Annotated in this window: 29 protein-coding genes; all 29 read right to left on the bottom strand. The window is 54.0% G+C overall.

The window, feature by feature from the left end; all coding sequences use genetic code 11:
- The 29 genes from ACOTZD_RS12560 to ACOTZD_RS12420 all read right to left on the bottom strand — a co-directional run bounded on the left by ACOTZD_RS12560 (nucleotide 1) and on the right by ACOTZD_RS12420 (nucleotide 25682).
- A complete protein-coding gene (locus ACOTZD_RS12560) occupies nucleotides 1–2091 on the bottom strand; it encodes a hypothetical protein (protein ID WP_421636297.1) in 2091 nt (696 codons plus the stop codon).
- A gap of 114 nt (nucleotides 2092–2205) precedes the next feature.
- Nucleotides 2206–2493, bottom strand: a complete 288-nt coding sequence (locus ACOTZD_RS12555) for a phage tail assembly protein (RefSeq protein ID WP_023299869.1) — start codon at nucleotides 2491–2493, stop codon at nucleotides 2206–2208.
- 51 nt (nucleotides 2494–2544) lie between these two features.
- Complete coding sequence (locus tag ACOTZD_RS12550; protein WP_023299868.1) at nucleotides 2545–3051, bottom strand: phage major tail tube protein; 507 nt, start codon at nucleotides 3049–3051, stop codon at nucleotides 2545–2547.
- Nucleotides 3048–4517: a phage tail sheath family protein gene (locus ACOTZD_RS12545; RefSeq protein ID WP_421636296.1), complete on the bottom strand. Its 1470-nt coding sequence runs from the start codon at nucleotides 4515–4517 to the stop codon at nucleotides 3048–3050. Before ACOTZD_RS12545 ends, ACOTZD_RS12550 begins: the two co-directional genes overlap by 4 nt.
- 38 nt (nucleotides 4518–4555) lie before the next feature.
- Nucleotides 4556–5179 carry a phage baseplate assembly protein V gene (locus ACOTZD_RS12540; RefSeq protein WP_421636295.1) on the bottom strand — a complete coding sequence of 208 codons (624 nt, stop codon included), beginning with the start codon at nucleotides 5177–5179 and terminating at the stop codon, nucleotides 4556–4558.
- Nucleotides 5172–5726, bottom strand: coding sequence for a hypothetical protein (locus ACOTZD_RS12535; protein ID WP_045340844.1), 555 nt, complete (start codon nucleotides 5724–5726; stop codon nucleotides 5172–5174). The genes ACOTZD_RS12540 and ACOTZD_RS12535 overlap by 8 nt, the downstream gene beginning before the upstream one ends.
- A gap of 8 nt (nucleotides 5727–5734) precedes the next feature.
- A complete protein-coding gene (locus ACOTZD_RS12530; RefSeq protein WP_421636294.1) occupies nucleotides 5735–6397 on the bottom strand; it encodes a hypothetical protein in 663 nt (220 codons plus the stop codon).
- Between the two features lies 1 nt (nucleotide 6398).
- Nucleotides 6399–6755 (bottom strand): head-tail joining protein, encoded by a 357-nt coding sequence (locus tag ACOTZD_RS12525; protein ID WP_421636293.1) that lies wholly within the window; start codon nucleotides 6753–6755, stop codon nucleotides 6399–6401.
- The gene (locus ACOTZD_RS12520; RefSeq protein WP_023303462.1) at nucleotides 6755–7090 is read right to left on the bottom strand and encodes a DUF2190 family protein; all 336 of its coding nucleotides are present in this window, start codon (nucleotides 7088–7090) and stop codon (nucleotides 6755–6757) included. Before ACOTZD_RS12520 ends, ACOTZD_RS12525 begins: the two co-directional genes overlap by 1 nt.
- A 68-nt stretch (nucleotides 7091–7158) precedes the next feature.
- Nucleotides 7159–9279: a ClpP-like prohead protease/major capsid protein fusion protein gene (locus ACOTZD_RS12515; protein ID WP_421636292.1), complete on the bottom strand. Its 2121-nt coding sequence runs from the start codon at nucleotides 9277–9279 to the stop codon at nucleotides 7159–7161.
- On the bottom strand, nucleotides 9227–10747 hold the full coding sequence (locus ACOTZD_RS12510; protein ID WP_421636291.1) for a phage portal protein: 1521 nt from the start codon (nucleotides 10745–10747) through the stop codon (nucleotides 9227–9229). Before ACOTZD_RS12510 ends, ACOTZD_RS12515 begins: the two co-directional genes overlap by 53 nt.
- A gap of 8 nt (nucleotides 10748–10755) precedes the next feature.
- The gene (locus ACOTZD_RS12505) at nucleotides 10756–10971 is read right to left on the bottom strand and encodes a hypothetical protein (protein WP_421636290.1); all 216 of its coding nucleotides are present in this window, start codon (nucleotides 10969–10971) and stop codon (nucleotides 10756–10758) included.
- Entirely contained in the window at nucleotides 10968–13088 is a 2121-nt protein-coding gene (locus ACOTZD_RS12500; protein ID WP_075553098.1) for a phage terminase large subunit family protein, read from the bottom strand. Before ACOTZD_RS12500 ends, ACOTZD_RS12505 begins: the two co-directional genes overlap by 4 nt.
- A 3-nt stretch (nucleotides 13089–13091) precedes the next feature.
- Nucleotides 13092–13595 (bottom strand): DUF1441 family protein, encoded by a 504-nt coding sequence (locus ACOTZD_RS12495; protein WP_023303457.1) that lies wholly within the window; start codon nucleotides 13593–13595, stop codon nucleotides 13092–13094.
- Nucleotides 13596–13828: 233 nt separating this feature from the next.
- On the bottom strand, nucleotides 13829–15121 hold the full coding sequence (locus ACOTZD_RS12490) for a DUF6575 domain-containing protein (RefSeq protein WP_421636289.1): 1293 nt from the start codon (nucleotides 15119–15121) through the stop codon (nucleotides 13829–13831).
- A complete protein-coding gene (locus tag ACOTZD_RS12485; protein ID WP_156171092.1) occupies nucleotides 15118–15540 on the bottom strand; it encodes a hypothetical protein in 423 nt (140 codons plus the stop codon). The genes ACOTZD_RS12490 and ACOTZD_RS12485 overlap by 4 nt, the downstream gene beginning before the upstream one ends.
- A gap of 312 nt (nucleotides 15541–15852) precedes the next feature.
- The gene (locus ACOTZD_RS12480; protein WP_421636288.1) at nucleotides 15853–15981 is read right to left on the bottom strand and encodes a hypothetical protein; all 129 of its coding nucleotides are present in this window, start codon (nucleotides 15979–15981) and stop codon (nucleotides 15853–15855) included.
- 4 nt (nucleotides 15982–15985) lie between these two features.
- Entirely contained in the window at nucleotides 15986–16255 is a 270-nt protein-coding gene (locus ACOTZD_RS12475; protein WP_421636309.1) for a hypothetical protein, read from the bottom strand.
- A 7-nt stretch (nucleotides 16256–16262) separates the two neighbouring features.
- A complete protein-coding gene (locus ACOTZD_RS12470) occupies nucleotides 16263–16892 on the bottom strand; it encodes a glycoside hydrolase family 19 protein (protein WP_421636287.1) in 630 nt (209 codons plus the stop codon).
- The gene (locus ACOTZD_RS12465) at nucleotides 16892–17170 is read right to left on the bottom strand and encodes a phage holin family protein (RefSeq protein ID WP_421636286.1); all 279 of its coding nucleotides are present in this window, start codon (nucleotides 17168–17170) and stop codon (nucleotides 16892–16894) included. Before ACOTZD_RS12465 ends, ACOTZD_RS12470 begins: the two co-directional genes overlap by 1 nt.
- Nucleotides 17160–17549 (bottom strand): phage holin family protein, encoded by a 390-nt coding sequence (locus ACOTZD_RS12460; RefSeq protein WP_059295865.1) that lies wholly within the window; start codon nucleotides 17547–17549, stop codon nucleotides 17160–17162. Before ACOTZD_RS12460 ends, ACOTZD_RS12465 begins: the two co-directional genes overlap by 11 nt.
- Nucleotides 17550–17982: 433 nt before the next feature.
- Nucleotides 17983–18618, bottom strand: coding sequence for a hypothetical protein (locus tag ACOTZD_RS12455; RefSeq protein ID WP_194514610.1), 636 nt, complete (start codon nucleotides 18616–18618; stop codon nucleotides 17983–17985).
- 430 nt (nucleotides 18619–19048) lie between these two features.
- Nucleotides 19049–19654 carry a hypothetical protein gene (locus tag ACOTZD_RS12450; RefSeq protein WP_421636308.1) on the bottom strand — a complete coding sequence of 202 codons (606 nt, stop codon included), beginning with the start codon at nucleotides 19652–19654 and terminating at the stop codon, nucleotides 19049–19051.
- A 12-nt stretch (nucleotides 19655–19666) separates the two neighbouring features.
- Nucleotides 19667–20686, bottom strand: a complete 1020-nt coding sequence (locus ACOTZD_RS12445; RefSeq protein WP_421636285.1) for a DUF968 domain-containing protein — start codon at nucleotides 20684–20686, stop codon at nucleotides 19667–19669.
- 204 nt (nucleotides 20687–20890) lie between these two features.
- Entirely contained in the window at nucleotides 20891–21292 is a 402-nt protein-coding gene (locus tag ACOTZD_RS12440) for a DNA-binding protein (protein WP_104879849.1), read from the bottom strand.
- Between the two features lie 316 nt (nucleotides 21293–21608).
- A complete protein-coding gene (recA, locus tag ACOTZD_RS12435; protein WP_421636284.1) occupies nucleotides 21609–22718 on the bottom strand; it encodes a recombinase RecA in 1110 nt (369 codons plus the stop codon).
- A 221-nt stretch (nucleotides 22719–22939) separates the two neighbouring features.
- On the bottom strand, nucleotides 22940–24919 hold the full coding sequence (locus ACOTZD_RS12430; RefSeq protein ID WP_421636283.1) for a DNA cytosine methyltransferase: 1980 nt from the start codon (nucleotides 24917–24919) through the stop codon (nucleotides 22940–22942).
- A complete protein-coding gene (locus tag ACOTZD_RS12425; protein ID WP_288455962.1) occupies nucleotides 24916–25173 on the bottom strand; it encodes a hypothetical protein in 258 nt (85 codons plus the stop codon). Before ACOTZD_RS12425 ends, ACOTZD_RS12430 begins: the two co-directional genes overlap by 4 nt.
- Nucleotides 25173–25682, bottom strand: coding sequence for a hypothetical protein (locus ACOTZD_RS12420; RefSeq protein ID WP_421636282.1), 510 nt, complete (start codon nucleotides 25680–25682; stop codon nucleotides 25173–25175). Before ACOTZD_RS12420 ends, ACOTZD_RS12425 begins: the two co-directional genes overlap by 1 nt.
- Nucleotides 25683–25707: the final 25 nt, after the last annotated feature.

Here is a 25707-nt window from a genome sequence, read left to right as displayed (position 1 = left end):
TCACCAGATTTGTCCTCCGTCCAGCATGCTGCTGTCTCCATTAAATACCGGACTGGTTTTAGTTACCGCGACAACTTCATCCCCGATCGCCCTTTCATCCTGACCAGGTGCGCCATGTATCTCATAATGAAATTCGAAACGACGGTTGTCGGTCAGTTGTCGGGGAGGTGGCGCTTTGTCCGCAAAATCCAGCTTCTGAAGTAATGTTTCCCAGTAGCCGCTTTCCTCTTCACCTGACAGTTCTGCCGGTCTGCCTGGAACAGGATCAGGAGACTGTCGGGAGTTAATCTCAGGCGGTAAGTGCAAGACGTCTGCGCTTTTATCCCTGTAACGTTCGTTACCCCTGAATGAACCCTGCGCGTTGTCAGTCCCCTGTAACGAATCGACATCAACATTCACATCCGGGATACGCTGTGCCGGGTATTTTGAATTCCCCTCAGATCTTTCCTCTGCTGCTGTCCAGTTAAGGGAAGGATAAATATCTACATTGACCACCGGCTTATCCGGTGAGATGTTGTCTGCGGATCCCTTCGGTTTTTCCGCTGCGGGCCAGACGCTACTTTTTTCAAGCGAGGGAAAGGAAGGAAGTCTGTAATTATTCCAGGCGCCGGCAGTCCTGTCGGATGTTTCATGTCCCGGTTGCACAGACGTCCCCTGGTTCTGGTTCAGTGTTGAATCCCAGGAGAACGGCGCGCCGTTGCTTTCCGGCGCCACGTATTTATCGAGCGTACTGTTAAAGGTGTCATCGTCGTCGCGGAAAAATCCCCGGGTGTCCCGGTACGATGTTTTTACATCATCAGGCAGCTCCGGGTTTTCCTTCAGTTGCTGCTCAAACCATTCGCCCTGACCATTGCGCTGCGCCGTCATGCGCGCAATATCAACCGAGCCGGTCATGGCCAGCGATTTGAGCACGTCCCGCTGATCGCTTCGCTCATCCGGTAAAAGCCAGGACAGTTTTTTTGCCAGCGCGTAGGCTACTTTCCCGACGAACACAATGCCCTGACCGAACGTCAGCACGCCGGGGTAAAGATCATTACGCAGGAAACTGACAATGCGTTTGATCCCGCCCCCCTTAAACCACTCCGCCATATCATCCGTCAGCCGGCGGATATCCGGTGCCAGCTCGTTTCCCAGCTGCCCTGAGATTTCCGCTACAGCGGAGGAGAAGACCGTGCGCAGGCTGGTGATGGCGCGGTTGCCCTCCATCGCCCCTTCAGCCCCCTCTTTCGTGACGAGGTTATAACGCCGCTGCTCGTCCATCAGGTCACGGTAGCTTTTGCCGGACTGCTTCAGCAACATCAGCAGTTTGCTGGCCTCGCCGCCAAACAGCGAATCCAGTGCAAACGACGCTTTCGACTCGTCCTGCATGCTGAGCGCACGCTCGACGATTTTTTCGAACTGCGCCATATCGCTGAGGCCGGCAAAATCCCCCGCCTTAAATCCCAGCGTTTCAAACGCATCCTGAAGGGAACCCTGCTTGCCGTTCTGCTTGTACTCTCCTGCCTTGTGAAGATACTCCTCGAACAGGTCGCCGATGTTCTCCCCGTTCATGTCGTACTGCTTCGCGAGCGTGTCCCAGGCATCAAACGTCGGGATATCGACGCCATAACTTTTCGCCACGCCAGCCCGTCGGGCCGTTTCTTCGTTGGTGGCCGCAGGTGCAATCAGGGTACCCAGGGCAGAAGCCACCACGCCACCGCCGCCAATCGCCAGCCCGGGAGCCACCATTCCGCCCAGCTGTCCGGCCATACCGAGCCCACGGCGAAACAGCCCTTTCCCTGCCCCCTTAAATGCTGCCAGCCGTTGCGTCTTCTGCATCTGCTGATTCAGCTTCTGCTGTTCGGCCTCCGTTTTGCGGATTTCACGGGAAACGTCGCTGTAACGCCGTTTAAGATCGCCAAGGCTTTGCCCTGCCAGCTTCGCACGCTTAATCTCTGTTGCCAGCTTAGCCTGGTCTTTCGTCAGTTTTTCTGACTGCTTTCCGACGTCCTTCAGGCTTTTTTGCAGACTGTTCGCTGAACGGCTCCAGGAGCTGTCGATACTGCCGCCAAAGGTAATGACGGCCTTAAGGTTCTGGCTTAATCCGGCCACGATTTACCGCCTCCACTTCGTCGGTGAGAAAATCCGAAAACACACTGAACGGCATATCCAGGTATTCCGTCATGGGAAAATGCAGGCGCCGTCCCAGAAAACGTATCGCCCGCATCAGCCCTCTTTCGGTCGCTTCTCGGGCGGGAGCATAAAAACATTAAACGCGTCCAGCAGCTGGGCATAATCTGCCGCAGTCAGTTGCCAGATATCCTGTTCGCTGAGGTTGCACAGCAGCGCAATCATGCGCGCCTCTTTTTCTTCTTCACTGCCGCGGTCTTTGGAAAAAGCAATGCGGTCACGCACCAGCGGCTCGCGCAGCGTCACCTGTTCGAGCAGGCCACCGTTCTCAAAGGAAACAGGGGAATACAGTTTGATAACGCGTGTTTCACCAGGAAAAGACATGTTGATCTCCATAAAAAAACGGCCCGCAGGCCGTTGTAAGATTGTTTGAAGTTAAAGCCGTACTTTTGCCGCCAGACCGGACAGAACATCCACGCCATTCACCCGGCGCGAGAAGCGCTCAGTATCAATCTCAAAGAGCTCGCGACCGTCCTTGGTCTGACGGTAATAGCTCACGGCTATTTCCACCGTGACGGCATTTTCGGACAGGCTGTCCTTGCCACGCGCGTCGGGAGTGACGGTCTGCACAAAGCCTTCGATCTCCTCGATAGTACCCAGCGCGGTACCGTTAGCCAGATAGCCCTGATAGGCCGTAAAGCGCGGACGGCTGCCGCTGACAAAACCGAAAGCGGTCAGCATATCCACGTCCACACCGTAAAACTTCAGCTGACAGGTGAGTGCTTCCATGCCGTCATCAACGGGGGACGGCGCATCCTGTGCGCCGGTACGCAAATCCGTTTTGACAATGGACAATGCCGGCGGAGTAAATTCATGCGCCCCCTGTATGCGGATCCCCTGCCGGAAGAAGGTCCAGACGCGTAATGTGTTTTTTTCGCTCATGCTGCCAGCATCTCCTCAAGCGCATAGTTGTTATTCACCCGGACGCGCAGGCTGATAAGTTCAGTCGGCGATTTCGGACCAAAGTCATAGTTGATGTACAGCACGCCCGCCGCCATGCTCTCAGCGGTGTTAAGTTCTTCATCCAGCCAGGCGCGACCACCGAAAATGGCTCCGAGGCCGACCAGCTGGCGCATATAAGCGTTGATGGTGCCGATAATGTCGTCGGCATTCTCCCGGTCCAGCGGACGGTCAACGTATTCCAGCATCGTTTCCTGAATACTGTCCTCGATGACGTCTGCGGTTCGGCGAACCGATTCGAAGCGCCACTGTGGATCGGTACCGCACAGACGGTTGCCCCAGTGCTTAAACCCTGCCCGGCGGATGATGGTAGAGACGTTCTGCATGTTGAGCAGGTTTGCGTCGCAGTTTTCATCGCCGAGAATGAACTCGTCGATCTGTTCCACCCCGAGGATGTTATTGATGTCCTGGTTGGATTTACTCCACCACCAGCCCTTTTCAAAGTCGATTCGGGCACGCAACCCCGCCGCAAACGCAGAATATGGACGATAGACCAGCTGGCCGTCGGCATTGCTGACCTGTACGCGCGGGCGCAGCAGCTCGGTGCGGGTACCATAGGACTGTCGGCGCTGGACCACTTCTTGCAGCTTAGCGCCAGCGGCACAGTCAACATACGCCACCGCCCGCAGCTTGCCGGCAACGGTTTCCAGAGCCTTGCCCACGGCATCATCCTCACTGAACCCCGGCGCAATCACGATACGGGGCTGGTACGTCGTCACGGATCGTGCAGATGACAGCGCACCGATCCCGGTCAGCACCGCCGCAGGCTGTTTCGCGGCATCGTTAACTTCAGCCACGCGTACCACCACCGTCAGGGCATTTCGCTGGTCATTGATTTCCATCAGAGCCTGTTTCAGCGTGCCTTTTTCTCCGAGCCGGGAAAGCATCGAGGTACCGACAATCGCGACAGGAGTATTCATCGGGAAAGGTTCATCTTCGCCGCCTGCCAGCTGCAACCGGAACGGTGTGACCATGCCATTCCCGCTTCCCGTTGCGGTGACTTTCACATCATCCACCGCGCCCACGGCAGTGGCCACGGCTGAAGGGGTAGCCGTCAGCTTGCCCGTTTCATCGCAGCCAAGCGTGATAGTCAGCGTTAATGCCTCCGCATTCCAGGCAGCAGAAGTCTCAATCGCTGCGGGATTTTCTTCATTCGGGATGCCGGCTACAGCCTCAACCACCACCACGTTTCCTGCCCTGCCAGCAACTGTCGCGGAAAAATCCACAACGTTATCCAGAATCGGGGTTCCTGTGCTGGCACTCGCCGGCGTTCCGGCAGAGGCATCAGGCGCAGTACCCACCAGGCCGATAATGGCCGTCTGGATCGTCGTGACCGCGACCGTACCGGATGTCAGTTCGATCGTTTCCACACCATGTAAATTCGCCATTTTTTTTCTCCAGGCATAAAAAAACCTGCCGCGGCAGGTCACATTTTTTGATTGGGGGGATTCGTGGTTCCGCCGCCATCACCATTCTCTTTATGGTCATGGCCGTTGTAGGTTTCGCGGATCCCGCTCATTTTCCCGGTACCGTCCGAAATTTCCTGTGTTGCACCGATGTTTCCCTTCACATTCGTGTCGGAATTGATTTGCGTAACCCCCTGAACTGTGAGGGTGTCGGTGATTTCCACCGGACCATCGAGCGTTCCCTTTCCGATAATTTTGTAGGTCCCGCCCTCCGCCAGCGTGATGGTCAGGGCATGCGCGGCGCGGTCATACCGGATCTCCGTACCGTCACCGTAGCGGGTGATATGTTCGCTGTCGCTGCCCTCCGGTACCGGCAGACCGCCGGTATTCCAGCCGGGAAACACCCGCCCATTATTCAGCTCACCCGCCTCCGACAGCACCGTGACCGCATCCCCGATCGCATACGGATTGGAGTCAGCACGGTTTGACCCGGAAAAGCCCTGGCAGAGCGGCAGCCAGGTAGTGGTGATGTCGCCCAGATCCACCCGGCACTTCGGTATACCATCATGCTTAACGGAATGAATAACCCCGCGCCGCACAATATTCGCCAGGCGGCGCTGTAAATCGCCCTCGATATCACTCATCGGGTTTCGCCTCGTAAATCAGCTGATAATCGTCCACATGTGCCTGGCCGATATCCGGTGCCTTGCCCAGCCAGGCCGCTTTCAGCGGGGCATTCAGCTGTGCAAACGGATCCGCACCAAAGGCGGCTGACTGTGTGAAGGAGATCCGCCAGACCAGGTAATCATCCATGCGCGGATCAAACTCATCGCGTGACGCATCGATAAAGACGGCTGGCTCAAGACTGGTCAGGCCGAACTGCTGGCCGTCAATCCACTGCGTGATATCCGCCGCCGCCGTACGCAGGAAAATTTCGGGTCGGCTGACGCCAGCGCCTGCCGCGTCCACCACAACGAACAAATCGCACGACAGATTCACATTAAGCTGCCCCTCGTTGCCGCCGCCCTGCTCCCAGCCGTTTATGGAGAAATAGACCGCCGGGGTGGTCAGTCCGGTAAAGCGGGGCACGTTTTTTTCCGGGTAGGCATCGGCGTCACGCACCCACGCAATTTTTTTCAGCGCGCCGGTGACAGCATCGTGATACTGCCCCAGCAGTAATGGCTCAGCCATAGTCCACCTCAGACAGAAATACGGGCTTTCACACGCCCGCGCAGATCGGTTTCAAAGTGATGCATAAAAATCTCCATCGCCTCCGCAAAGGCATTATCCTCGATGTAGTTCAGCATCGGCTCATAAATATCGACTTCCGCTTCGCGGGTACGACGGGTATCCGGATCGCGAATAACCACCGTCCGGCGGTTTTCACGGCGGGAGCGCGCCACTTCCCCGTTTTCAAATGTGCGCGGGGATAGCTGGCTGCCCTTTGGGGTGAATCCGGCGTTCCCTGCCTGGCACCGCGCCTTTATATACCGCCCGGTGGATTTATCCCGCCGGGTATGGTGAGGCCTGACCCGCCCGTTAATCCTGCCTTTCAGGTCTTTTACCTTGATGGCATTGAGACCAAACCAGAGACGAAAATTATCCAGTTGTGACTGAGAAGCGCGATCAAGCCGAAAGGAAAGCAGACGCCGGCGCACCAGATCCAGGCTGCGCGGCGCCAGCCCGTCTTTCAGGTCAGCCATCGCTTTTTTACGTAAGGTAGCGGCGGTACGCTTCAGCGCACGGGAATACGCTGCCCGAAACTGTTTATGGGTGGCACCGATGTGCTCCGCTATCCGCCAGATGGCATCCACATCGATATCGACGGGCAAATCCCGCCGCAGTCTGGACTCACGCGCCATATCAGCTCCACTTATTGATGTCCGGCTGCACCTTACCCGGTGCGCCATACGCCAGCGTGACGCGGGTGCGGCCTTCTTCATCAGCACCAATGTGCGTCACACGATAAGCCGTGCCGTTGATCTCCACGCCGTGGTGCTTCTCAAGCCCCACGATATCAGCGGTCATCGCGCTGAAGGCCGGAGAGCGATCCTGAATTTGCCCCCCGCCGGGCACGTCAACCGGGACATCAGGTGTCTCGAAAATCACGGTAACAGGACGCAACTCATCGCCGACAGACAGGACAGCAGGCACCTCTTCGGCAAATGCCCGGGATATCCGGGCATCCGCTTTTAACAGGCGTTGCCGAAAGCGGTTCATCAGTAACCAAGCCGGACCGGAACAGAATCCGCATCCGCCGCCGCCTCAGCCCAGGCCGTGCCCGCCAGAGGATTCGGAGCCGCCGCCTCACCCGCTTCCGCAGTCAGTTTACCGTCTGCCAGATAGAGCTTCTGGCCGACAGTAACCGCTTCCGCTGCTTTTGGCAGAACGAACACCCCCGTTGTATGCAGCACACCCCACAACCCTGCCGGAATGTCGTCGTGAGCAACGCCCACCAGCGCACCTGAAAGCACGGCATCACCCGAATGAATATCGGTCGCACCGGTATTCTGAAAATCAAGGGTGTTGCCATCCTGCTGATAATTTTTCGCCATTTTTCTCTCCAGACAAAAAAGGAGCAGCACGCGCCGCCCCGTAATAAAAAACCGTCAGATGACGGTCGTTATTTTTTTGTGACTTTAACCATGCCGCGCCAGTCAAGCGGTGCCACCCCGGCATCGATGCGTACCTTGAACGCGGCACCGTCAACGGTGAAGCCCTGCTGCTGCTCAAGGTATGGCGTATCAATACCGTCCAGATACGCCACCTCAATGGTGTCGCGTCCCTGTGCGGCAGTCAGGTAGTAATCCGTCGGGCTGCTGTCATCGAGGCGAGCCTCAGAGGAAACCGTCACAAAGTTCTGGATCGGGTTAACGATACCGCTGTTCGCGTCCGCGCCCGGTACGCTTGCAGATTTGATCAGCTGGTTAGCGCGGGACTCGATGGCCACTGGCGTCAGCATGTAGGCCGGGCGAATGTTCAGACGGCGGTCGCCTGATTTTTGCAGCAGCATCGCCTTACGCGCCGTATCGAGGCCTTCGATACTCAGATCGGCGGAGACCAGGTTGCCATGATCGGCGTGGAACAGCGGCTTGCCGTCGGACATTTTTGGGTTGCTGGTCAGAACTGCCCACACCAGATCGCCCACGGTGGCACGCGCGGCAAGGCCCATTGCCTGCGGGATACGGGTCAGCATGTCCAGGTCATCATTAATGATGGTCTGGCGGTCAATGCTGAAAAGTTCGCCGTAGGTCGCAAGCGCAATCGGCTCGCCGCGATCTTTGATGGTGACATATTTATATTCCGCCCCGGCGCGGACCTTGCGAAGCGATGCAAGTGATTCCAGACCGACGCGGTGCGCGGTTTTGAAATCAGTCAGGGTACCTTTACGGGTCCACTGTTCGAATGATTCAGTGGCCTCGTCCCAGCCCATCAGTGCCGCCTTGTGCGCCACATCCATCAGGATATTGCCGAAATCGCTGCTGCTGTGGGTAAACGCAAGGCCGACCATCGCCTGTGCTGTCCCCGCACCTGAAATACCGATCCCGCGATCCACAAGGGAAGCTCGCGCCAGTTCACGCAGGGTATAACCGTTGTAGGCGTTATCTTTTTCAGCCTGCGCATAGCCCGCGCGGCTCATTACCGCAGCACGGATGGAGTCACCGACCAGATTGCCGTTTCCGGCATAAAGATGAACAGCGCCAGGACCGGCACTCGGCGTAGTCCCTGCCGCCAGCGCCTGGAGGAGTCTGTCACGGGCTTTTTCCGCCGTGCAGGAGAAGTCGGCCAGACATTCTGCCTTCAGCGTCGTGAAAGTCGGGAACGCCTCAAAAACAGCGGAAACCGTGTTCACGCGTTCTGCGTTTGCCGTCTGCATCTGCTGTTGCAGTTGCTGGGCCAGCGCGGTGATATCGATATTAGTCATCTGCTGTGCGGGCTGCTGTGGCGCTGGCGGGTTAAGGTTCGCCTGTACCGGCGCGGGCTGCTGTACCGGAGCAGGCTGCTGTGGCTGATTCACCGGAGCTTCGGCGCGCGGCGCAAAAAGAGTTTTAATCTGTTCTGGCATGTTCTGGTAATCCTTCAGTTTATTTTCATTAACACAGGCCGCAGCCTGTAGTTCAGGTTCAAGCGTGTCAGCGAAACCTTTCTCCACTGCCTCGGCCCCGTTAAGCCAGGTCTCCGCTTTCAGCATCGCTTCCAGCTCCTCCTGCCCCAGTCCCGTTTTATTCATATAGGCGCTGAGCATCAGGGCTTCGTTACGATCAAGCCACGCGGCGTAATCACGCATTTCATCAGAATCCCCGGCGATCCCGCCCCACGGTTTGTGGACCATGATCCAGGCGTTTTCCGGCATGTGCACCGTGGCGCCAGGCAGGCAGACAATCATTGAGGCCATGCTGGCCGCCACCCCGTCTACCCAGATATCCACTTTCGCTTTCAGCCGCGACAGGGTGTTGTAAATGGCAAATCCCTGCATGACATCGCCGCCGGGGCTGTGGATATGCAAATCCACCGCGCTGGCGTCAAACACCCCGGTGTCTTTACAGTCCGCGACGAACTGCTGGGCTGTGATGCCCCAGCCGCCGATCACGTCATAGAGGAAGATTTCGACGCGCCCGGAAGACAGCGCGCGGATTTCGTACCAGCACTGACCGTTCGCCGCATCGACACCCGCCAGGCTGGCGCGGGGGTTAATCATCATCGTCCGGCTCGCGCCGATCGTCTTTTGTTTTTGCCGTTGCATCTGGCATCACTCCTTTGTCGTTGGCGGCGTCGGAATCAAACACCAGCCCGTGTTGACGGTTAAATTCGGTTTCACGCAGTCGCTGGCGTTTAACCTCCTGCGGGTTTTTACCCCGCGCCCGTGCCCATTCCGCTTCGGTACCAGCACCGCCACGAACAATGGCTTTCCAGGCATTAGCCTCTTTCCCCGGATCAATCCACGGCATCACCGGGCCGAGATAAAGCGCGTTATAGAGAGAATTCGGATCCACATCCGGCGGCACTTCAACGCCGCTCAGCAACGCCATTGCCAGCCATGCGCGGTAAACGGGCCGGCTGTGCTGGCCGACAAACCACTGTTGCAGGACGTTGTACCCTTCGAAGCTCTCCACCAGCTCCTGACGCTGGGAGCTGTAGGTGCCGTTATAGTCCCGGGCAATGCTGGAATAGCTGCCGCGCGTGCCTGCGGCCACGGCCCGCATCTGTCCGTTTCGGAATTCATAGAGGTGAACATTCGGGCGATTTGATTCCACCATGCCCAGGTCTTCACCCGGGCGCAGATCGTCGTAAATCATGCCCGGGGCGATATCGTAATGACGCTGGCCGCCGGGAGGTGAAAACTCCCCGTCGTCACCAAGAGACTGCGCGTCACCGCGCTTGATATAGAACCCCAGCGCGGCGGCAATACGGGCGGCGACGCGTTCACTCTCTTCATAATCCTTGATGTCAGAAAGACGGGTAATGACTCCGTGGATCAGGCTGATACCGCGCAACTGGTGCAGACGCTTGCGCTGCGCAAGGTGAAGCATGTTTTCAGCTGAGACGGTTTTAAGTTCAGCGCTGAACCGCGTCATATTGGCCGGATGGTACTTGTAAACGCGGTAGCCGATGGGACGTCCCCAGTTGTTCACGATGATGCCCTGGCGAACCTGCTGGCCGGCGGTGCTGTTAAGGTTGAACGGAACAAAATCCGCCTCCAGCATTTCCAGCGAGAACGGTACGGAGGTGGAATGTTGCAGGCCCGGCACATTCCCCCTGACCAGTTGCGTGAACACTTCCCCGTCACGCAGTGCTGAACGCAGCAGCAGGCGTTCAGCTTCCGGGCGGGTAAACATGCCAGTCACCTCAGGACGCACGGACCATTCAGCCCAGAGCGCCGAAAGTTTCCCGGCGAAATCGGAATGAAGATTCCCCTCCAGATCGAGGGGCTGAGGCTCAACATGGATCCCGTGGGCACCTATCACCCGGTCTTCCATTTTGTCGAACAGGCCGATCACCAGATCATGGTTTTCATCAAGCCACCGGGCCTGTTCCCGCAGGGACTGACCTGCTGCAAACACAGAGGTGTCCGCCGACTGGCTTTGCTTTTTCGCCTTGTGCAGCCGTGACGGATTTGCCGCTTCATACGCATTAAGCCGGAGTCGATCCCGCTCACGTGCCGCGGCCCACCCGGGGGAAATTGCCCTCAGTGTTCTTTCAAGAATGCCCATAGAACGCCTTACAGAAAGTTAGCGAGTTTGTACGAACCACCACGGCGGTTGACCTCGCGCCAGCGACGTTCCCAGTATTCGAGCTCATCGCGTAGCGCTTTCGGATCGTGGTTGGTAATGGCGCGACCGTTTACGCCGGTGAAAGAAATACTCTTGCCGTCCAGCGAGTCCTGGTAGGCCTGGCGCACCATCACCAGCGTTCTCCAGATGTCGTCTTTCTTCACAGCCAGCCTCCTCCCCTACCGGAAGATCCCAGCCAGCTGCCGGAAAGCGTGTTTTCTTTCTCAGGCTCAGCCCTGACTTGCGGCTGAACGGTTTTGTTTTTTTTCACGGTTATCTCCCGGGGGCGTTCCCCTTCATGAATATTTGGGTTGAGATCCTGCGGCTCAGCCCATGCAGGCGGTTTTTCCCAGTCGCGAATTTTTTCGTAGCCGCGCAGAACCGCGACGGCGTGGGCATAGCAGAACAGGTCAAAGGCTTCGTTGGCGCCCTTGCCTGGCTTACGCCATTTGCCATCCACGCCGCGCTCTTCGTAGGTGAGTTCCTCGTAGAACCACTCCCCCAGCCAGTCGGGAAAATGGATATAGCCTGCTCCGGGAGTCTCACGATCAAGGTTATTGCTGAGCTGATCCTTGAGCAGGTCGGTTTGCAGCAGATACACCGGCACCTCGCCACGCGCATCAGCGCGACGGTCACTGCGTTCGGTATTATTCGGGTGAGTTTTGGTAATAATTTTCTGGCGTTTTGTGCTGTCGCCCTTGATCAGATAGACACGTTTACCCAGACCATCCCGGCGACACTGGCGCCAGAATTTATAGGCATTATCTGTCACCCCTTCCTCACCGCCACTGTCGACGGCCATAGCCAGCACCGGCATACGCCGCGTCGGATCGGACTGAAGTACGTAAGTTTTTTCCAGCACATCGGAGACCAGCAGCTGCCAGTCCTCCGGATACGCGCCGGGGTGGACTGGCTCCGCCTCGCCATGTTCATTGCAGCGCAGGGACTGGCGGATGTTGTAGCGATCCACCAGCCAGCGTTCACCGTTTTCGCCATAACCAATTATCTGCACGACGAAACGGCGCTTTTTCCCGCCCTGAACGTCGACGGCCGCCAGCAGGAAACGCACCTTCGGCGGAACCAGGCGTTTACCGTAATCCTCCGCACGCTGCATCAGCACATCGGCGCGTCGCTGTTCGCTGGCCGAGCGCGGCAGGTATGGCAGCCCCCAGTCGGTGTTGATAACCGCCTTGAGGGTTTCTTCGCTGCCGGTAGCCTCATACTCCTGCTCAGCAGTCAGCAGTTTGTATACCAGCTGCGCCCAGGTCTGGTACGCGGCTGCGGGCCCCTCCATCCAGAACGACGCTATGCGCGAACGGCGTGGCTCACCGGAGATCTTGCCGTCCCGGTCAATACTCTGACCTTCACGCAACCAGACACCCACACCGTTAAGCTCGCGCTTTTTATCTGCGGTGATAATGGTGCTGCAATGCGGACAAAGCAGATGAGCCGACTCACTGGCTTTTACCGGATCAGGTACATCACGGTATCCGGTCATCGCCTCCATCGCAGGCTGAAAATATTCACCACAATGCGGGCACGGCCAGTACCAGCGACGGCGATCCCCACGGTTGTACAGCGAAAGCGCGCCTGTCGTTGGTGGTGCTTCATGGGGAGACTTTCGGCGCCATTTGCTGTCGCGAATGTCCCGGCCTGGCGAACACTCCACCAGAGTCATCCCGGCGGACATAAAGGTGGTGGTACGCTTGGAAGCCAGGGTAAAACCGTCACCCTCGCCATCGATGTCCTCAGGGAAGCGGTCATAATCGGTGAGCGCTACACATTTGAAATCTGACGAGGACATGATGTTGATGGAAGGCCAGCCAATCTTGAGATAGTTGCCCGCCAGAAAAGTACGATCATGCACATTGTTGTCGTTTCGCAACGGGCTCAGGCGTTTCGCCACTTCAGGACTGACACGAAACGTTCTCGCCAGACGTTTTTTAGAGTGCTCACGCGCTTTCTCTTCGGTCATCTGAACGACGAGCATATCGGACGGGTCACAGACAATGTTGTATACAACCCAGCCATCCACCAGGCCGATCGTTTTCCCCGTTCGTGCAGGTCCAACAAACACCACTGCATCGTATTCACGCATCGCGAGGCAGTTCATTGGCTCGATCACATAGGGAGCGACAGCAGGGTCCCACGGTACCGAGTTACCGGCTCCCATAGGTACGCGCATAAATTTTTGAACCGCCTCAGCCACAGGCATACGGCGCGGGGCTTTGAGAATGGCGGAAGCGTTACGCCTGACTTCCGCTGCCGTGGCCTGTCGCATGATTTACTCCTCTTCTGGCATATCCTCCTGTTCTGGTGAGTCGGCCTGCTCAACTTTGAGGGCTATCTGGTCGCGCAGATCGTCAATAACCTGCTGCACCCTGACAACTGCGGAAGGGGTCATGGCGCAGTCTCGTTCAAGAATGTCGGGTAACGTCTCCAGCACCTGAACCATTGCTTTTGCCATGGAGGAAAATTCTCTGGTGACTTCTGACGCCGGGATCAGCTCCCCTGTTTCCTGCTGAAACTTGAGCCTTTCACGCTCCGACTGAAACCAGGCTTTACGATCAGGGGGAAGCATTTTATCGACGTCCACCAGCTCCGACGGTGTGGTGCTCGTCAGCAATTCCCTGAGGATATCTGTGATGGCATAAAGCTTATGTTTCGGATTGCTGCCCGGTGCCGGCTGAACATTTGCAAGCTTGCTCGCGACCGTCTGGCGGTGCAGATCGGTAATGGCTGCCAGCTGCGTGATATTCAGCCGAAAATTTTTGAGTTCGTTATCCATGATGGTGAACAAAAAATAGTCATTTCGACATCCTGCTAATGATCAGGACTGAAATATCAAGAGGTTAAACAGATGATGATGAAACCCATAAAATGCAAAAAACTAGCCGTTTCCCGCGTGTCCTCGCCCCCTCGGTGTCCATAATCGATAGGAGGACCCGCACAAATGGCAGAAATTATCAACAAAAAACCCCGCATTAGCGGGGTCTGGAATTGCTATACTATATATTTGGATTAGAGCGGGGTATATTTTTCCTTAAGCTCTTTACCCCAATGTCTAAGAGTACGCGACCTTCTGGCAATAGTGTCTTTACTTAATGAGTTGCACTGTTCAAGTAAAAATTCCTCAGCTGTATCAGGATCTATTTGGGATAAATTCTCAACTTCGGACCAGTTAATCCAAGCCCAACCAATATGACTCACCTCAAAGCATCTCGCAGCAATTTTATATTGGTTCTCTTGTCCAGATTGAATTAATTTTTGCCCCATCGCAGTTACATGGCCATTAGCATTCAGCAATCCTAAAACTTTTGCAGCATGAAGGTAATAATAGACGTGCCTTTCTTGCAAACCTGTATTCTCTACGGTACAAGGCCCACCACTCCATTTGACTTCAACAACTTTAAAAACCTTTTCTAAAGTATCTGCCTGCGGAATTTGATGTCCACTAACTGCAAGTGCAGACATCCTACTAATTACCCTAAGATAGAACTCGGCTCCTGCTTTAGTCAGCAGAAATATAACCTCACCAGTCTGATTGCTTTTTAATTCCATATTTGTTCCAGTCGATACAATAGACTGTAGCAAATCAGAAAAGGCTTGGATGTCTATCCCTTTGTTTTGTATGAAATCAACTATATCAGCACGACGCTCAATAAGAGCGCTCAAATCACGTAAAATCTCTTCATAGACGTTCAGCTTTTCAGCTTGGAATGAAAGAATGAACGAACCAGGACGAGCATCAACTGGACGTAGCTTATCTTTGAGACCGCTAAACTCCAGCAAACTGTCATATAACGCACTAAAGCTATCACACACATTAGAAACGTGACTTAGCACCAAATTTCCAGCGCTTTTCTTTGAGCTTTTTTCTAAATGAATCTCATGTGTTGAATATTTAATTGCTTCACCGATTCGACCATTTTCTAAGACTGGAACCACAGAGCTAATAAACAGCCCCTGAGCTGGCAAAGCATTATCATAGATGGCATCTACGCTTTTAACATTCCATGTAGGCGCAACTTCCCGATCATAAGGGGCGCGTACTTCATAGTAAAATGATTGTTCCTGATCAATTAAAACTGAACGCAAATCAATTCTTTTTCTTTCAATCAACTCCAATCGCGTTGGAGATACAGGGATAACATACCAGCTATCGGCGTCCTCGTCTTCACCAATCCAATAAACAACAAATAATGAATTAACTTCATTTTCTGCTGAAAAGAAACGCGGTTCTTCGAAAAACTCATACACCCTTTTATAACGCAGAGTCCCCATCATTGTATTAGGCAGAAAAACGTTACTCATGCGCCTTCTCCTAAACAAGCAAAATGCTCATGGATACAGCTATTTACCTTAAGCCATATTGTATAGTGAGCAGGATCCGCAAAAGTCTTTTTCATGACCCCCATGAATGGCATGACGTTACCTTTAGCGACGGTACGATCACCTAACGCCGCTGGAAACTTAGCCTTTGCATCTTTAGCACCTCGTTCTTCAGAAAAAAAAGATGTGCCATATACGCACTGGAGAGCTTCTCCGCGACATTTTTTATGTCTATTCGGATACTCTTCATGGGTAGAAAGGAAACAATTTGGAGTCGGAGGGTTAGCTCTAACCAAACGATAAAACTCACCCTCAGCATCTACAGCCGTTTTTGGAGGAACACCATTTGGATAAAAATCAGGCCAAGTCTGCTCGGCTAGCTCCGCTGCAACTTCTGACATAGCATCATTCCGTGTAGTCATAAAAAAACTGCCAACACGATAACAATTTATTCTAATAAGGAAACGACCGCTGGCATCAGATGCAATATAGCAAAAGTTTACAAAATGTGAATCTTAAAGTGTTAAAACCGCACGTTAGGTCTCACACTTCTTCTCAGCTCTATTCCTCTGCTTCGTTCAAGATCCGGAGACTACTCAACTGGTTATTCGCCTTTTCAATGGTCGACAGTAAAGGATTAATCCACAGAACAGCTTGGAGGTACCTCAGCTCGCGGAAGGCAACGGAACTATCAACAGCAGCATGCGTAACTCCTACTTCTGGCAGTTCGCCTGCCACGCTTTGTTATGCGCCAGGATGTCGCGCTTCGTCTGGCGGTCTAGCACATCCCAGTCGTGCGCTGTGCCGTAAATGGGTTTAACCCAGTCGCAAGCGGTATCCACTACCTCAACCCTTACGGGTCCAGTTGTCCCGCAGCTCGCGATCAACATCGTCGCCAGGCATATGGTTAACATTCTGCTGTACATTGCTAGCCTCTTTCGTTGCATCTACCCGGCGTTCGGCTGCTGTGACCGTTGCAGCTGCGTTATCTTCAGTGCGTTGCTGGTTAGCTTTAGCCTCTGCTTTGCTGGTGCCGCGGATATGGCCCAGGCCAAAAGCGCCGGCAATAGCGGAAATGACCAGTGCGGCCAGCCCGATTATCGTTTCGATACCCACACTCACCTCACACCAGAATTGATTTCGCCAGGTTAAACAGCGCGCGGCGTTTATCCAGCCCGTTGCGGCCGCCATTGATTAGCAGCGTCACGCGCTCCACGTCCCCGGAATGAAGCATGCAACCGCGGGACGCATAAAACCACGCAGCTGAGTGCGCGGCGTATTCATCCTGTTCAAGCAGCTCCGGGTGGGTAACAAGGTCCAGTTTCAACGCGTGGCCACAACTGCGATAGTTGCTCAGCCCGGTAACCTGTTTCAGCCCGCGACCGCGATATTTCCAGCCATCACCGGCAACCTGATTGCCAAGGTGTTCTTTTCCCCACTCTCCACCGTATACCAGATTGGCGATCGCTTTCTGGTTTGCCGGTTGCGTTGCCGTTCTGCCAAGTGCTGCGGCCTGCTGTTGAGTGATGCGGTGGCTACCGAACGTCGGCACTAAATTTTCAACCGCGTAATTCAGGTTCTCCACCAGCCGGGTAAATCTGGTGCTTTCATACCCCATCTGGGCAATAAACATGGCCTGATCTAGCGGTGCGGTGATGCCGTATTCCCTCATAGCGGCGTCGATATGCGGAAACCAGCGCGCAGCTAACCCGGCGCTTATGCCTGCCGCCTTCTGAAATTGTGTTTGGTTCATTAGTGCCTCAGTACATCAACCAGCCGCGCCATATTTCCACGAACCTTCAGGACGGCGGCGAAGATAAGAATGTTTGCTACCACCACCAGCCAGCTCGAATCACGATACAGGCCGAAGATGAACTGCAAGGGAATAGCTGCGTAAACCAGCACGGCTATATACGCCAGAATAGAAATAAAGGGACGATGCCGGGCGCCATGTCGCTGGTAAAACATCAGCACGATGACGATGGCCGCACAGATAAACGCATTAAAGACTGCTGACGGGTCAATTACCATTTCCTCCTCCCCCGCGTAGCCGCGAGAAAAGCCTGAACACGTTGTTCAGATCCTGGTTGTTAAGATAAGTGAGGATTTTTATACACAGGGCAGACAGAATCACTGCGCCCAGTGCATCCAGCGGTTTTTCATAGTGCGAAGCAGTATTTAGCAATGAGCCAACAAGCCCCGCTCCAAGCACCCCAACGATAAACGACGTCAGGAAATACGCCGCCAGTCGGGCACGGGACAGGTTTGTTGCTGTCGCGACGTAGAACACTGCACCACCGAACGCCCCGAACACCACACCGAAATCTGTATGAGTAAAGAAACCGTACAGGACTGAACCCAGAAGGCCGCCGCCGAGAACTGCGCCGGCTCCTGTTAATGGATCGGACATTAAGCCCCCCTCTTTTTGCTGTGGCTCCTCTCAGAAAATTGAGGGGAATAAAAAAAGGCCACCGAATGGTAGCCATAGAAAAAATAGAGTATGGACGGGTTTACTTCAATTTGAGGCATCTCATCCAACAAACCCACCCGAGGTTAATTGGATTTTGACGAGATGCTTTTGGATGAGCGCTGAATCCCAAGGTCAGTATTTTTACACAGCAATTTTGCAGAAAGCAGCGCCATTCAAAACTGGACCGCTTTTCAGACACTCTAGGGACCATATCATCGAAGACTGAAAAGCGCTAACTGGCGCGGGCTACGGAAACAGGGAAAACATTGCACTAAACAGTGCCTGCTAGCGGCCTTCAGGTATGCAAAAGGTCCACCTGAATGAGCCCGTATGATTTGCTCAAACAATAAAAAGCCCGCGATGCGGGCTTTTATCATTCTAACGGTAAATTGTACTTGGATATGATGGCTAACCGATTCTGGAAATTGTCTGCATCTCCCCACAACCAAGTCTCGCCCTTTTCAAGCTCAATCTCATCATGCATCTCAATCAGTTCACATGTAATCATGTCATAAGCATAAAGATGAAGACCAATTTCCAGAGCGTCATACATCCTTGCCTGCCAGAACGACATACCCTCATGGGTCTGGTTGCGATCTGAAACGATAATATCATAACGCTCCAGAAGATAATTCATGAAGATGATGCCAGCGAAGTCATGCAGAACCGCACGGTGCTTAGGCTTCTGTGTTCTCCATACAAGAATCTGGGTAACTGGACGGCAGTTCAAGTAACTATCTGGCTGTATAATTACTCGATTATAGTAAACAACCTCTTCAGTGAGATCGTTAATCAGTGCAAGCTCAAAGTGCGCCTGTGGAATCTCACCATTCTTTCGGTCATCAACGCGGACAACTCGGTATCCAGGAGCCAGTGAAACGCCTTTGACATCGGATGTGACGTCGCTGCCGTTCACTAGCTCTGAATACAGGGCGCGGTTATCTGGAGTTTCGTTCAGATGAGCGAAAACTTCAGTTACCTTTGCCGGATTCAGCAGCTGCTGTGGCATACATCACCTCATAATATAGAAAAACTCTTCAACGTAGGAAAACTTGCAACTTATTTGTTTACCTATGAGGTAATACTACATCTTAGGCACACAATAGCCAACTATTTTATAGTCAACCTACAGTGCTAACCGATTACAGCATAAGGAGTGTGGGTAAAGTAAGTTCAAGGCGTGCCAGTGGGCACTCAGCACTGTTGATGCAACGACGATATGACAGGGGTACTGGTGCAATGCACCTTCGCGAATACCCCTGTCGTATCGCCGGATAACAAAAAACCCCGGCAGGCGGGGTTTCAAGTTTTTTCATATTGTCGCTTTACATCGCTGCCATCGTGGCGCAGCTCTGCCAAGCATGAATGGATTATCTGATTTTCTGGCCCGTTTTCAATGTTTCATCGCACAAATAGCACTTTTTGCTAAACCGTGACGCTCATGAAATTTCTTTCAGAGCATTCCGCGCTGACAAAAAAACCTTTGCCCTGAATATTTCCAGGCACCAGCGCACCCGCTTTCTGGCTTCCGAATCTGTCAACCACGGTGCCAGATGCTGCAAATCTCTGGTGATGTCCGCTATTTTCTTACGCGTGGTGTAATACTGACGTCCAACGATAAAAACAGGATCTTTCAAATCAAACGCCTGAAGAATAACGTTCTCCATGAATTTAGCGTCATCACTGCTCATAGCCTGGTCAATTACACTGACCGGGGATTCAGGCCAGAGTATTGAGCGCGCGCGCCTCATTGCCTGCTCGCCACGGTAACCTTCCTCCCTTGCCTGGTTCAAAGCCGCGGTAAAACGCTCCAGTGCTTTATCAGACCAATTCTTGCCTCTGAGCACATTCCAGCACGAATGACCACACGGTTTCGCTGGGGCCGTACCGCCGCGAACAAATTCGCCCCATACAGTCAGAAGCGATTTAATCCACCCGGACTGAATATCATTAAGGAGAATACTTTTACCCAGCCAGCTCTTACGTGGTGCCATTGCTGCTTTACCCAGCGCTTCAATATGATTACGGCGTTGACGTGGTGTCATCATCTTTAATCCTTACGCCAGAACGCCGAGCGCGTAGGCCCGGTCCAGCACTTTAATAATCATCTCCGGCTGCGAGCCATATTTACGCTCGAATGCCCGCCGGTCGTTATGCAGTTCGTTATGATGTTTACGGCAGAGTGGGATCGCGAAAATGTCATGGGCTTTGGTTGCCATGCCACCCTGCCCCCATCCAATTAAGTGGTGTGGGTCATCTGACTGCTGCTGGCAACATTCGCATGGTTGAGTTTTCACCCAATCAAGATATTCGCGACACTCCCAGCGCAGACGTTTAGGGCGACGCATGAAGGACTGCGGAGGAGCAGGATCCACCAGCACACCCACCAGCGGTTCGGCCATGATGTCAGGTACGTCAACAGCGGCGACTTTCTCAGCGAGAATGCTGGTGGCCGGTATCCCTGGCGTTATATCACTTTCGCGCCCAATCTTGCTGTCCTCCGGCAGGCGAAGCGCTTCACGGGCCGCAAATTCGGGAAGTGCTTCAGTAACGCCGGCACGAACTGCCCACCAGCTGAGTTCTGCGAGCGAGATCTCCCTGGCCTTGTCCATGCCAAGAGAAATACGGACAGAATCGAGAACAAATGCGATTATATTCCGGCACGCCAGCTCAGCCAGTGCCTCAGTGTGTTGATCACGTAACTCATTGTCGCAGTAGCCGCATAGCAGAATCGAGCCGGGTTCATGATGCATTACGGTCATCTCATGATAGTGATAATCGCCACGAGGGTTCTGGCACTTGCCCCCACCGTAGTGGAGCAACCAGTAATCAAGCCCACGTATACCGCCCGCAGCACGAATGACATTCTCATTCAGAAAGAAAGTTCTTAGTTGCTCGTTTTCAGCTAACGGTTGCCGTGCATCAGGAACGCGGCCTGTCTGGTATCCCGACATGCTTGCAGGCTGACGTTCGATCAAGACTCTTCCGCTCCCAAACAAACTCAGCAGCTCCTTGCCTGGCTTCAGCAACACAACACCTAATTCACGAACAATCACCGGATGTAACAGAGCGCGCATCCCTATTTTACCTCCGCCCGCGTGAACGCATGTTTTGCTGTGCTCTCTGCGATGAGACGAACTGAGGAAGATATGCGCTGACTAACCAGAACCGCGGATCTATATCGAGGCTTTTCTCGACGGTTACGCCATTGGATTCGTAGCGAGCTACCAGCTCATTAGCTTCTTCCGTTGTCAGTCCGGTGTGGGTGAACCAGCTTTTTTTCATTGGATGGCCCCGGATAATTTCAGATATTCAATTGCACGAGCCCGGGCGCCGGGTTCGTTGTTGAGCAGCTCACGCAGTAACTGAACGGCCATAACCGGTTCTTTACGCCCGTTAATGCGGATCCCGCGAGAGGTTCCTGGTGCCAGTGTGATAATGCGTTTTCGCTCTAATGCACGGAGGTGGGTCAGCGCTGCGTTAGGTGAAGCAACACCAAGCAGATTCGCCAGTTCCTGACAGGTTGGGGGGTAGCCATGCGTATTCACAAAATCCACGAGCAGATCCAACACTTCCTGTTGTCTCGGGGTAAGTTGTGTCTCAGGGGATATAGTTAAGCCGGCGCAGCCTGAAAGCTCGCCAGCAGGAATTGAGTTCAATTTTGTCTTGGTTGTTTGCGCCATGGTTTTTCTCCAGTGGCGCAGCAGGTGCCGGTTGTTCAGGCCAGCTACGAAAGTATACCAGAGGGCGGAGAAGGACGGTAGCCAGCCTTCTCCAGCATTTTGGTGAAGAGGGACGGAGAGCCAACTATCTCATCTTCTCTGAGAGGCATGAACGAAAACATGTCCCCTTTGCGATACATCAGGGCGCGGTCGCACCGAGGGAAGTTTTCAAAGTAAGCTATAACCGCCCTGTCCGCACAACGAATTAACGCAAAACCGGTATCCGGTAGATCCTCCATGCCCCCTCCTCTTAATCTTTCTCTCTACCAGTTCCGCATTACTCGTTTTCAAAGGTGTCAGTCACTTCTATGGTTTCCTCGACTGAAGCGCTCTGAATTGCGGTTAAATCAGGATCGTTGTTAAGTGCTTTTTCCCGGATCTGCCCCTCAATTTCAGCAGCTATATCGGGATGCTCGTTAAGCCAGGTGACGGCGTTATTACGGCCATTACCAAGCTTTTCACCAAGGTAGTCGTACCATGCACCTGTTTTATTTATCAATTTAAGCTTCACGCCAAGCTCAAGAATTTCATCGGAACGAGAAATCCCTTGACCGAACATGAGACGGTAGGATGCCTGTTTGAATGGTGGTGAAACTTTATTTTTGACGACTTTTATCGTGGTGTCTTTACCGGTGATCTGGTCACCTTCTTTGATGGTTCGTGATCTGACGTCGAGACGAACGGAGGCGTAAAATTTAAGGGCGTTTCCGCCGGTAGTAGTTTCAGGATTACCGAACATGACCCCTATTTTCATGCGTAACTGGTTGATGAAAATAACGATGGTTTTTGTTTTACTGACCTCTCCCGCAAGTTTGCGCATGGCTTGCCCCATCATTCGCGCCTGAAGTCCCATCTGCGCATCCCCTATTTCACCTTCAAGCTCAGACTTAGGCACCAGGGCAGCCACGGAATCTACGACAATCAGGCCAACGGCTCCGGAACGAACCAGCGCATCTGTAATTTCAAGTGCCTGTTCGCCGGTGTCAGGCTGGGATATGAGCAAATTATCAATATCCACACCTAACTGCTGTGCATATCGGGGATCAAGAGCATGCTCAGCATCGATGAAAGCACACTGTCGGCCTTCACGCTGTGCGCTGGCAATCGCTGAAAGCGCTACCGTAGTTTTACCAGATGACTCTGGGCCGTAAATTTCAGAGATACGCCCAACCGGAAAACCACCACCCAGGGCAATATCCAACCCGAGGGAACCAGTTGGAACCATTTCAACATTTAAATGTGAACCGTCACCAAGACGCATAATGGCTCCCTTGCCAAAGGCTTTTTCGATCTGTCCCATTGCAGCTGTGAGCGCCTTTTCTTTTTCTTCCCTTGTTGAAGGTTTTGTTTTGTCGGACAGAACAGGTTTTTTCTTATCAACGGCCATAGCAGAATCTCCTCATCTCACACGAATAACTGTATGAATATACATACTGGATATAAAAACAGTACACCCAAAAATAAAAATGATCAACCCGCATAAAGCACTTTTTGCCAAAGCCAGTTATATGTTTCTCATGGATTTTTTTTCGTACAGACATAAAAAACCCGCCTGTGGCGGGTTCTTAGTAAAGTTGTTTTGAGGATTAAAAACTAACAGCATATGCTTCACGCAGCGCGTACTTTTGGCATGCATAATTCTGGCAGATTTGCCCTCACCAGCGCCTCAGCGAATGGCGGAGGAACTGCATTTCCACAACGTGCCACCTGCTTATCCTTTGCGTACTTCACGCCCCGGAAATCCTGGTCGATGATGTACCACTCCGGGAAGCCCTGCGCCCGGTATAGCTCATGCGGTTGCAGCATGCGCATGCCAATATCAACGATGCGATAAACTACCCCATCCAGCGTCACCAGGCCAGTGCTGTCCGGGCCACAATATTCGCGCAGGAACTCCAGCACCTGCTGCGCGCGCTGCTCGTCATACCCGTCTACGGCCAGCATGGTTTTCACCTCTCCCACATGCGTGCCACCAGCGGTAATGGTCGGCATTGGCTGGTCGGTGCGCTGTCCGTCCCGACAGGTTCCACGCAGCTTCACCAGATGAGAGGTTACCGCGGCATGGTGATCGACGGTTGTCACAGAGTGCATCGGTTCGTCCATGTCCACGCCAGCGCCCTGGTAATTCCCGCCGTAGTGCTTCGCCAGGAACGCGCTCACAGTGGCGAATTTATTGCCGCCTGCCGTAACGGTACCAAGCGGATTATCCAGTTGCAGCACGCGCGGCTCCTGCCCCGGGCGTTCGCCATAGCCCATCTGAATCAGCGTGGGTACCACCAGCTGTGATTTCCCGCCACCACCAGCAGTGATTGTCGCGCTGGGTTCGTCTGCCCGATGTCCTGTACTGGCGCCGAACTGCCGGGCGATAACCGGGGCAACAACGCACGCCCGTGACTGCTTCAGGATTGTGTGCACAGGCTTTTCCACCGGGCGCGGCTTTGCCTGATATTCACTGCCGCCGTTACCAGCCAGGAAAGGTGTAAGCGCGGCTTCTACCATGCCCAGTGCATGCCCGTTGCCGCCCGGACGCTTCGATGTACCTGCGGTAATCGTCGGTACCGGTTCAGTGACTTCCTGCCCGGTGGCACCCGTGCGGAACTTCGTCAGGTGCGGTACTGCGATTGCGTAGCCGTGTTTTTTTGTGATGGTCTGCAAAGGCTCATTCAGGCTCTGGCCTCTGAAACAGTCATAACCCGAACGGGTGCTGGTATGGTTACACTTCACGATGAACGGCGTCGGATTGTCCAGGACGAAACGCTGAATTCCCCGGGCGATCCGCTTCAGCGTATTTTCTGCCAGCGGCTTTTTACGGCCAAAAATTGACGGCGCGGCAATCGACCAATCGATGCATTCAGCAGCTGTTCGCCACGGCGCCAGTTTCCCAGCCTGCACTGCTGGAGATTTCGGATCCCCATGCGTTGGTTCCGGCCATACAATCGGCTTCCCATCACAACGCATAACCATGAAGAAACGCTTTCTGATCGTCGGGGCACCATAATCACAGGCACGAAGCTCGCGATACTCAACGGCATAGCCCAGGCCTTTTACCAGACGTGCAGCCTCCTCGCTGTCCAACGAAATATTCAGAAATTCACAGCATTCCGCCAGCGCAGGATGATCCGCTGATATGCCAGTGGTCAGCATGCCAATGAATGCCTCAAAAGTTTCGCCAGCGCGGGCAGGATCCGGCCGCATTTCCCCGGCGAGCAGCGGCCCCCACGTTTTGAACTCTTCGACGTTCTCGAGTTTCATCACTCTCGGCTTAACATCCAGCCCCCAGCGCAGTACAACCCATGCCAGTCCGCGAATCGCTTTCTCAACGGGCTTTGCGCCTTTGGCTTTCGAAAAGTGACGGCAGTCAGGAGAAAACCATGCCAGCGCAACCGGGCGGCCGGCGGTCGCAATCTTTGGCCGGACCTCGTAGACGGATTCGCAATAGTGCAACGTGTCCGGGTGGTTGGTGGTGTGCATCGCAACGGCGTTCGGGTCGTGGTTGATCGCAATATCCACACTGCGCCCGATAGCCATTTCAATGCCTGTACTCGCCCCGCCGCCGCCAGCAAAGTTATCAACAATAATTTCTCTCACGCGTATTCCTCCATGGCGGTGGCCAGTGAACGGGCAGCAACGATAATCGACGGTACCGGCATTTTCTCAAGCCACATCCGGTTGATGTGATGTTTCAGGCGGCGCTGGTGGTGTGCCGGGAGATCCACGGCGTTTTCAATCTGGCTGTATACCATTCCGACCTCGGCAGGCCAGACGGTATCCTGCACGTCCACCAGCAGAAGGGTTTCCAGTTCGGTAACCCGTCGGCATGCGTATTCGAGCAAAGGATCCACTATTTCACCTCCACATCGACACGGGCGATGGTGCAGCTGATTTCGATAGCTTCTTTCACCCAGCGGCGGTAGGTTTCAGGGTGGAAGGTCTCATTCTTCCCGGTACCGCTCCAGAAGGCCTTTGAACTGATGTCAGGTAGTTTGATGGTTAGCGGTTTTCCAATGTTGCCGTCGGCCCCCTGAAGCATGGCGGCGCACGCATCAAAAGCATTCTGCACCTCTTCTGGCATTCTTCCATGATGCCTGCTCTTAACAGCTTCATGAAACCTGACAAAGCACTCAGGAACAGATACCGGGACTGGCGGGGCGGTGTATAGCCTGTCTCCGATATGCACCCCGGACTTTGGCGCAGGTCCGTGACCGATATATCTCAGGGTAAATCCCTCGCATACCTCAGCCACAGCCTCCGCCTCGAGCGATGCCAGCGTAATCTTCATCGCCGCCAGCGCCATGGCCGCATCTTCGTTTACTGCGCCTGGCGTCGCATCGCGCTCTTCTTCAAGCTCCATGATAGTCTTATTTAGCCATTCTCTT

Source organism: Enterobacter cloacae complex sp. SHL022, from assembly GCF_049237785.1.
In the GTDB taxonomy this organism is placed as follows: domain Bacteria; phylum Pseudomonadota; class Gammaproteobacteria; order Enterobacterales; family Enterobacteriaceae; genus Enterobacter; species Enterobacter hormaechei_C.
Note: the sequence above shows the minus strand (reverse complement) of the source record. Positions and strands in the feature narration are given on the sequence as shown.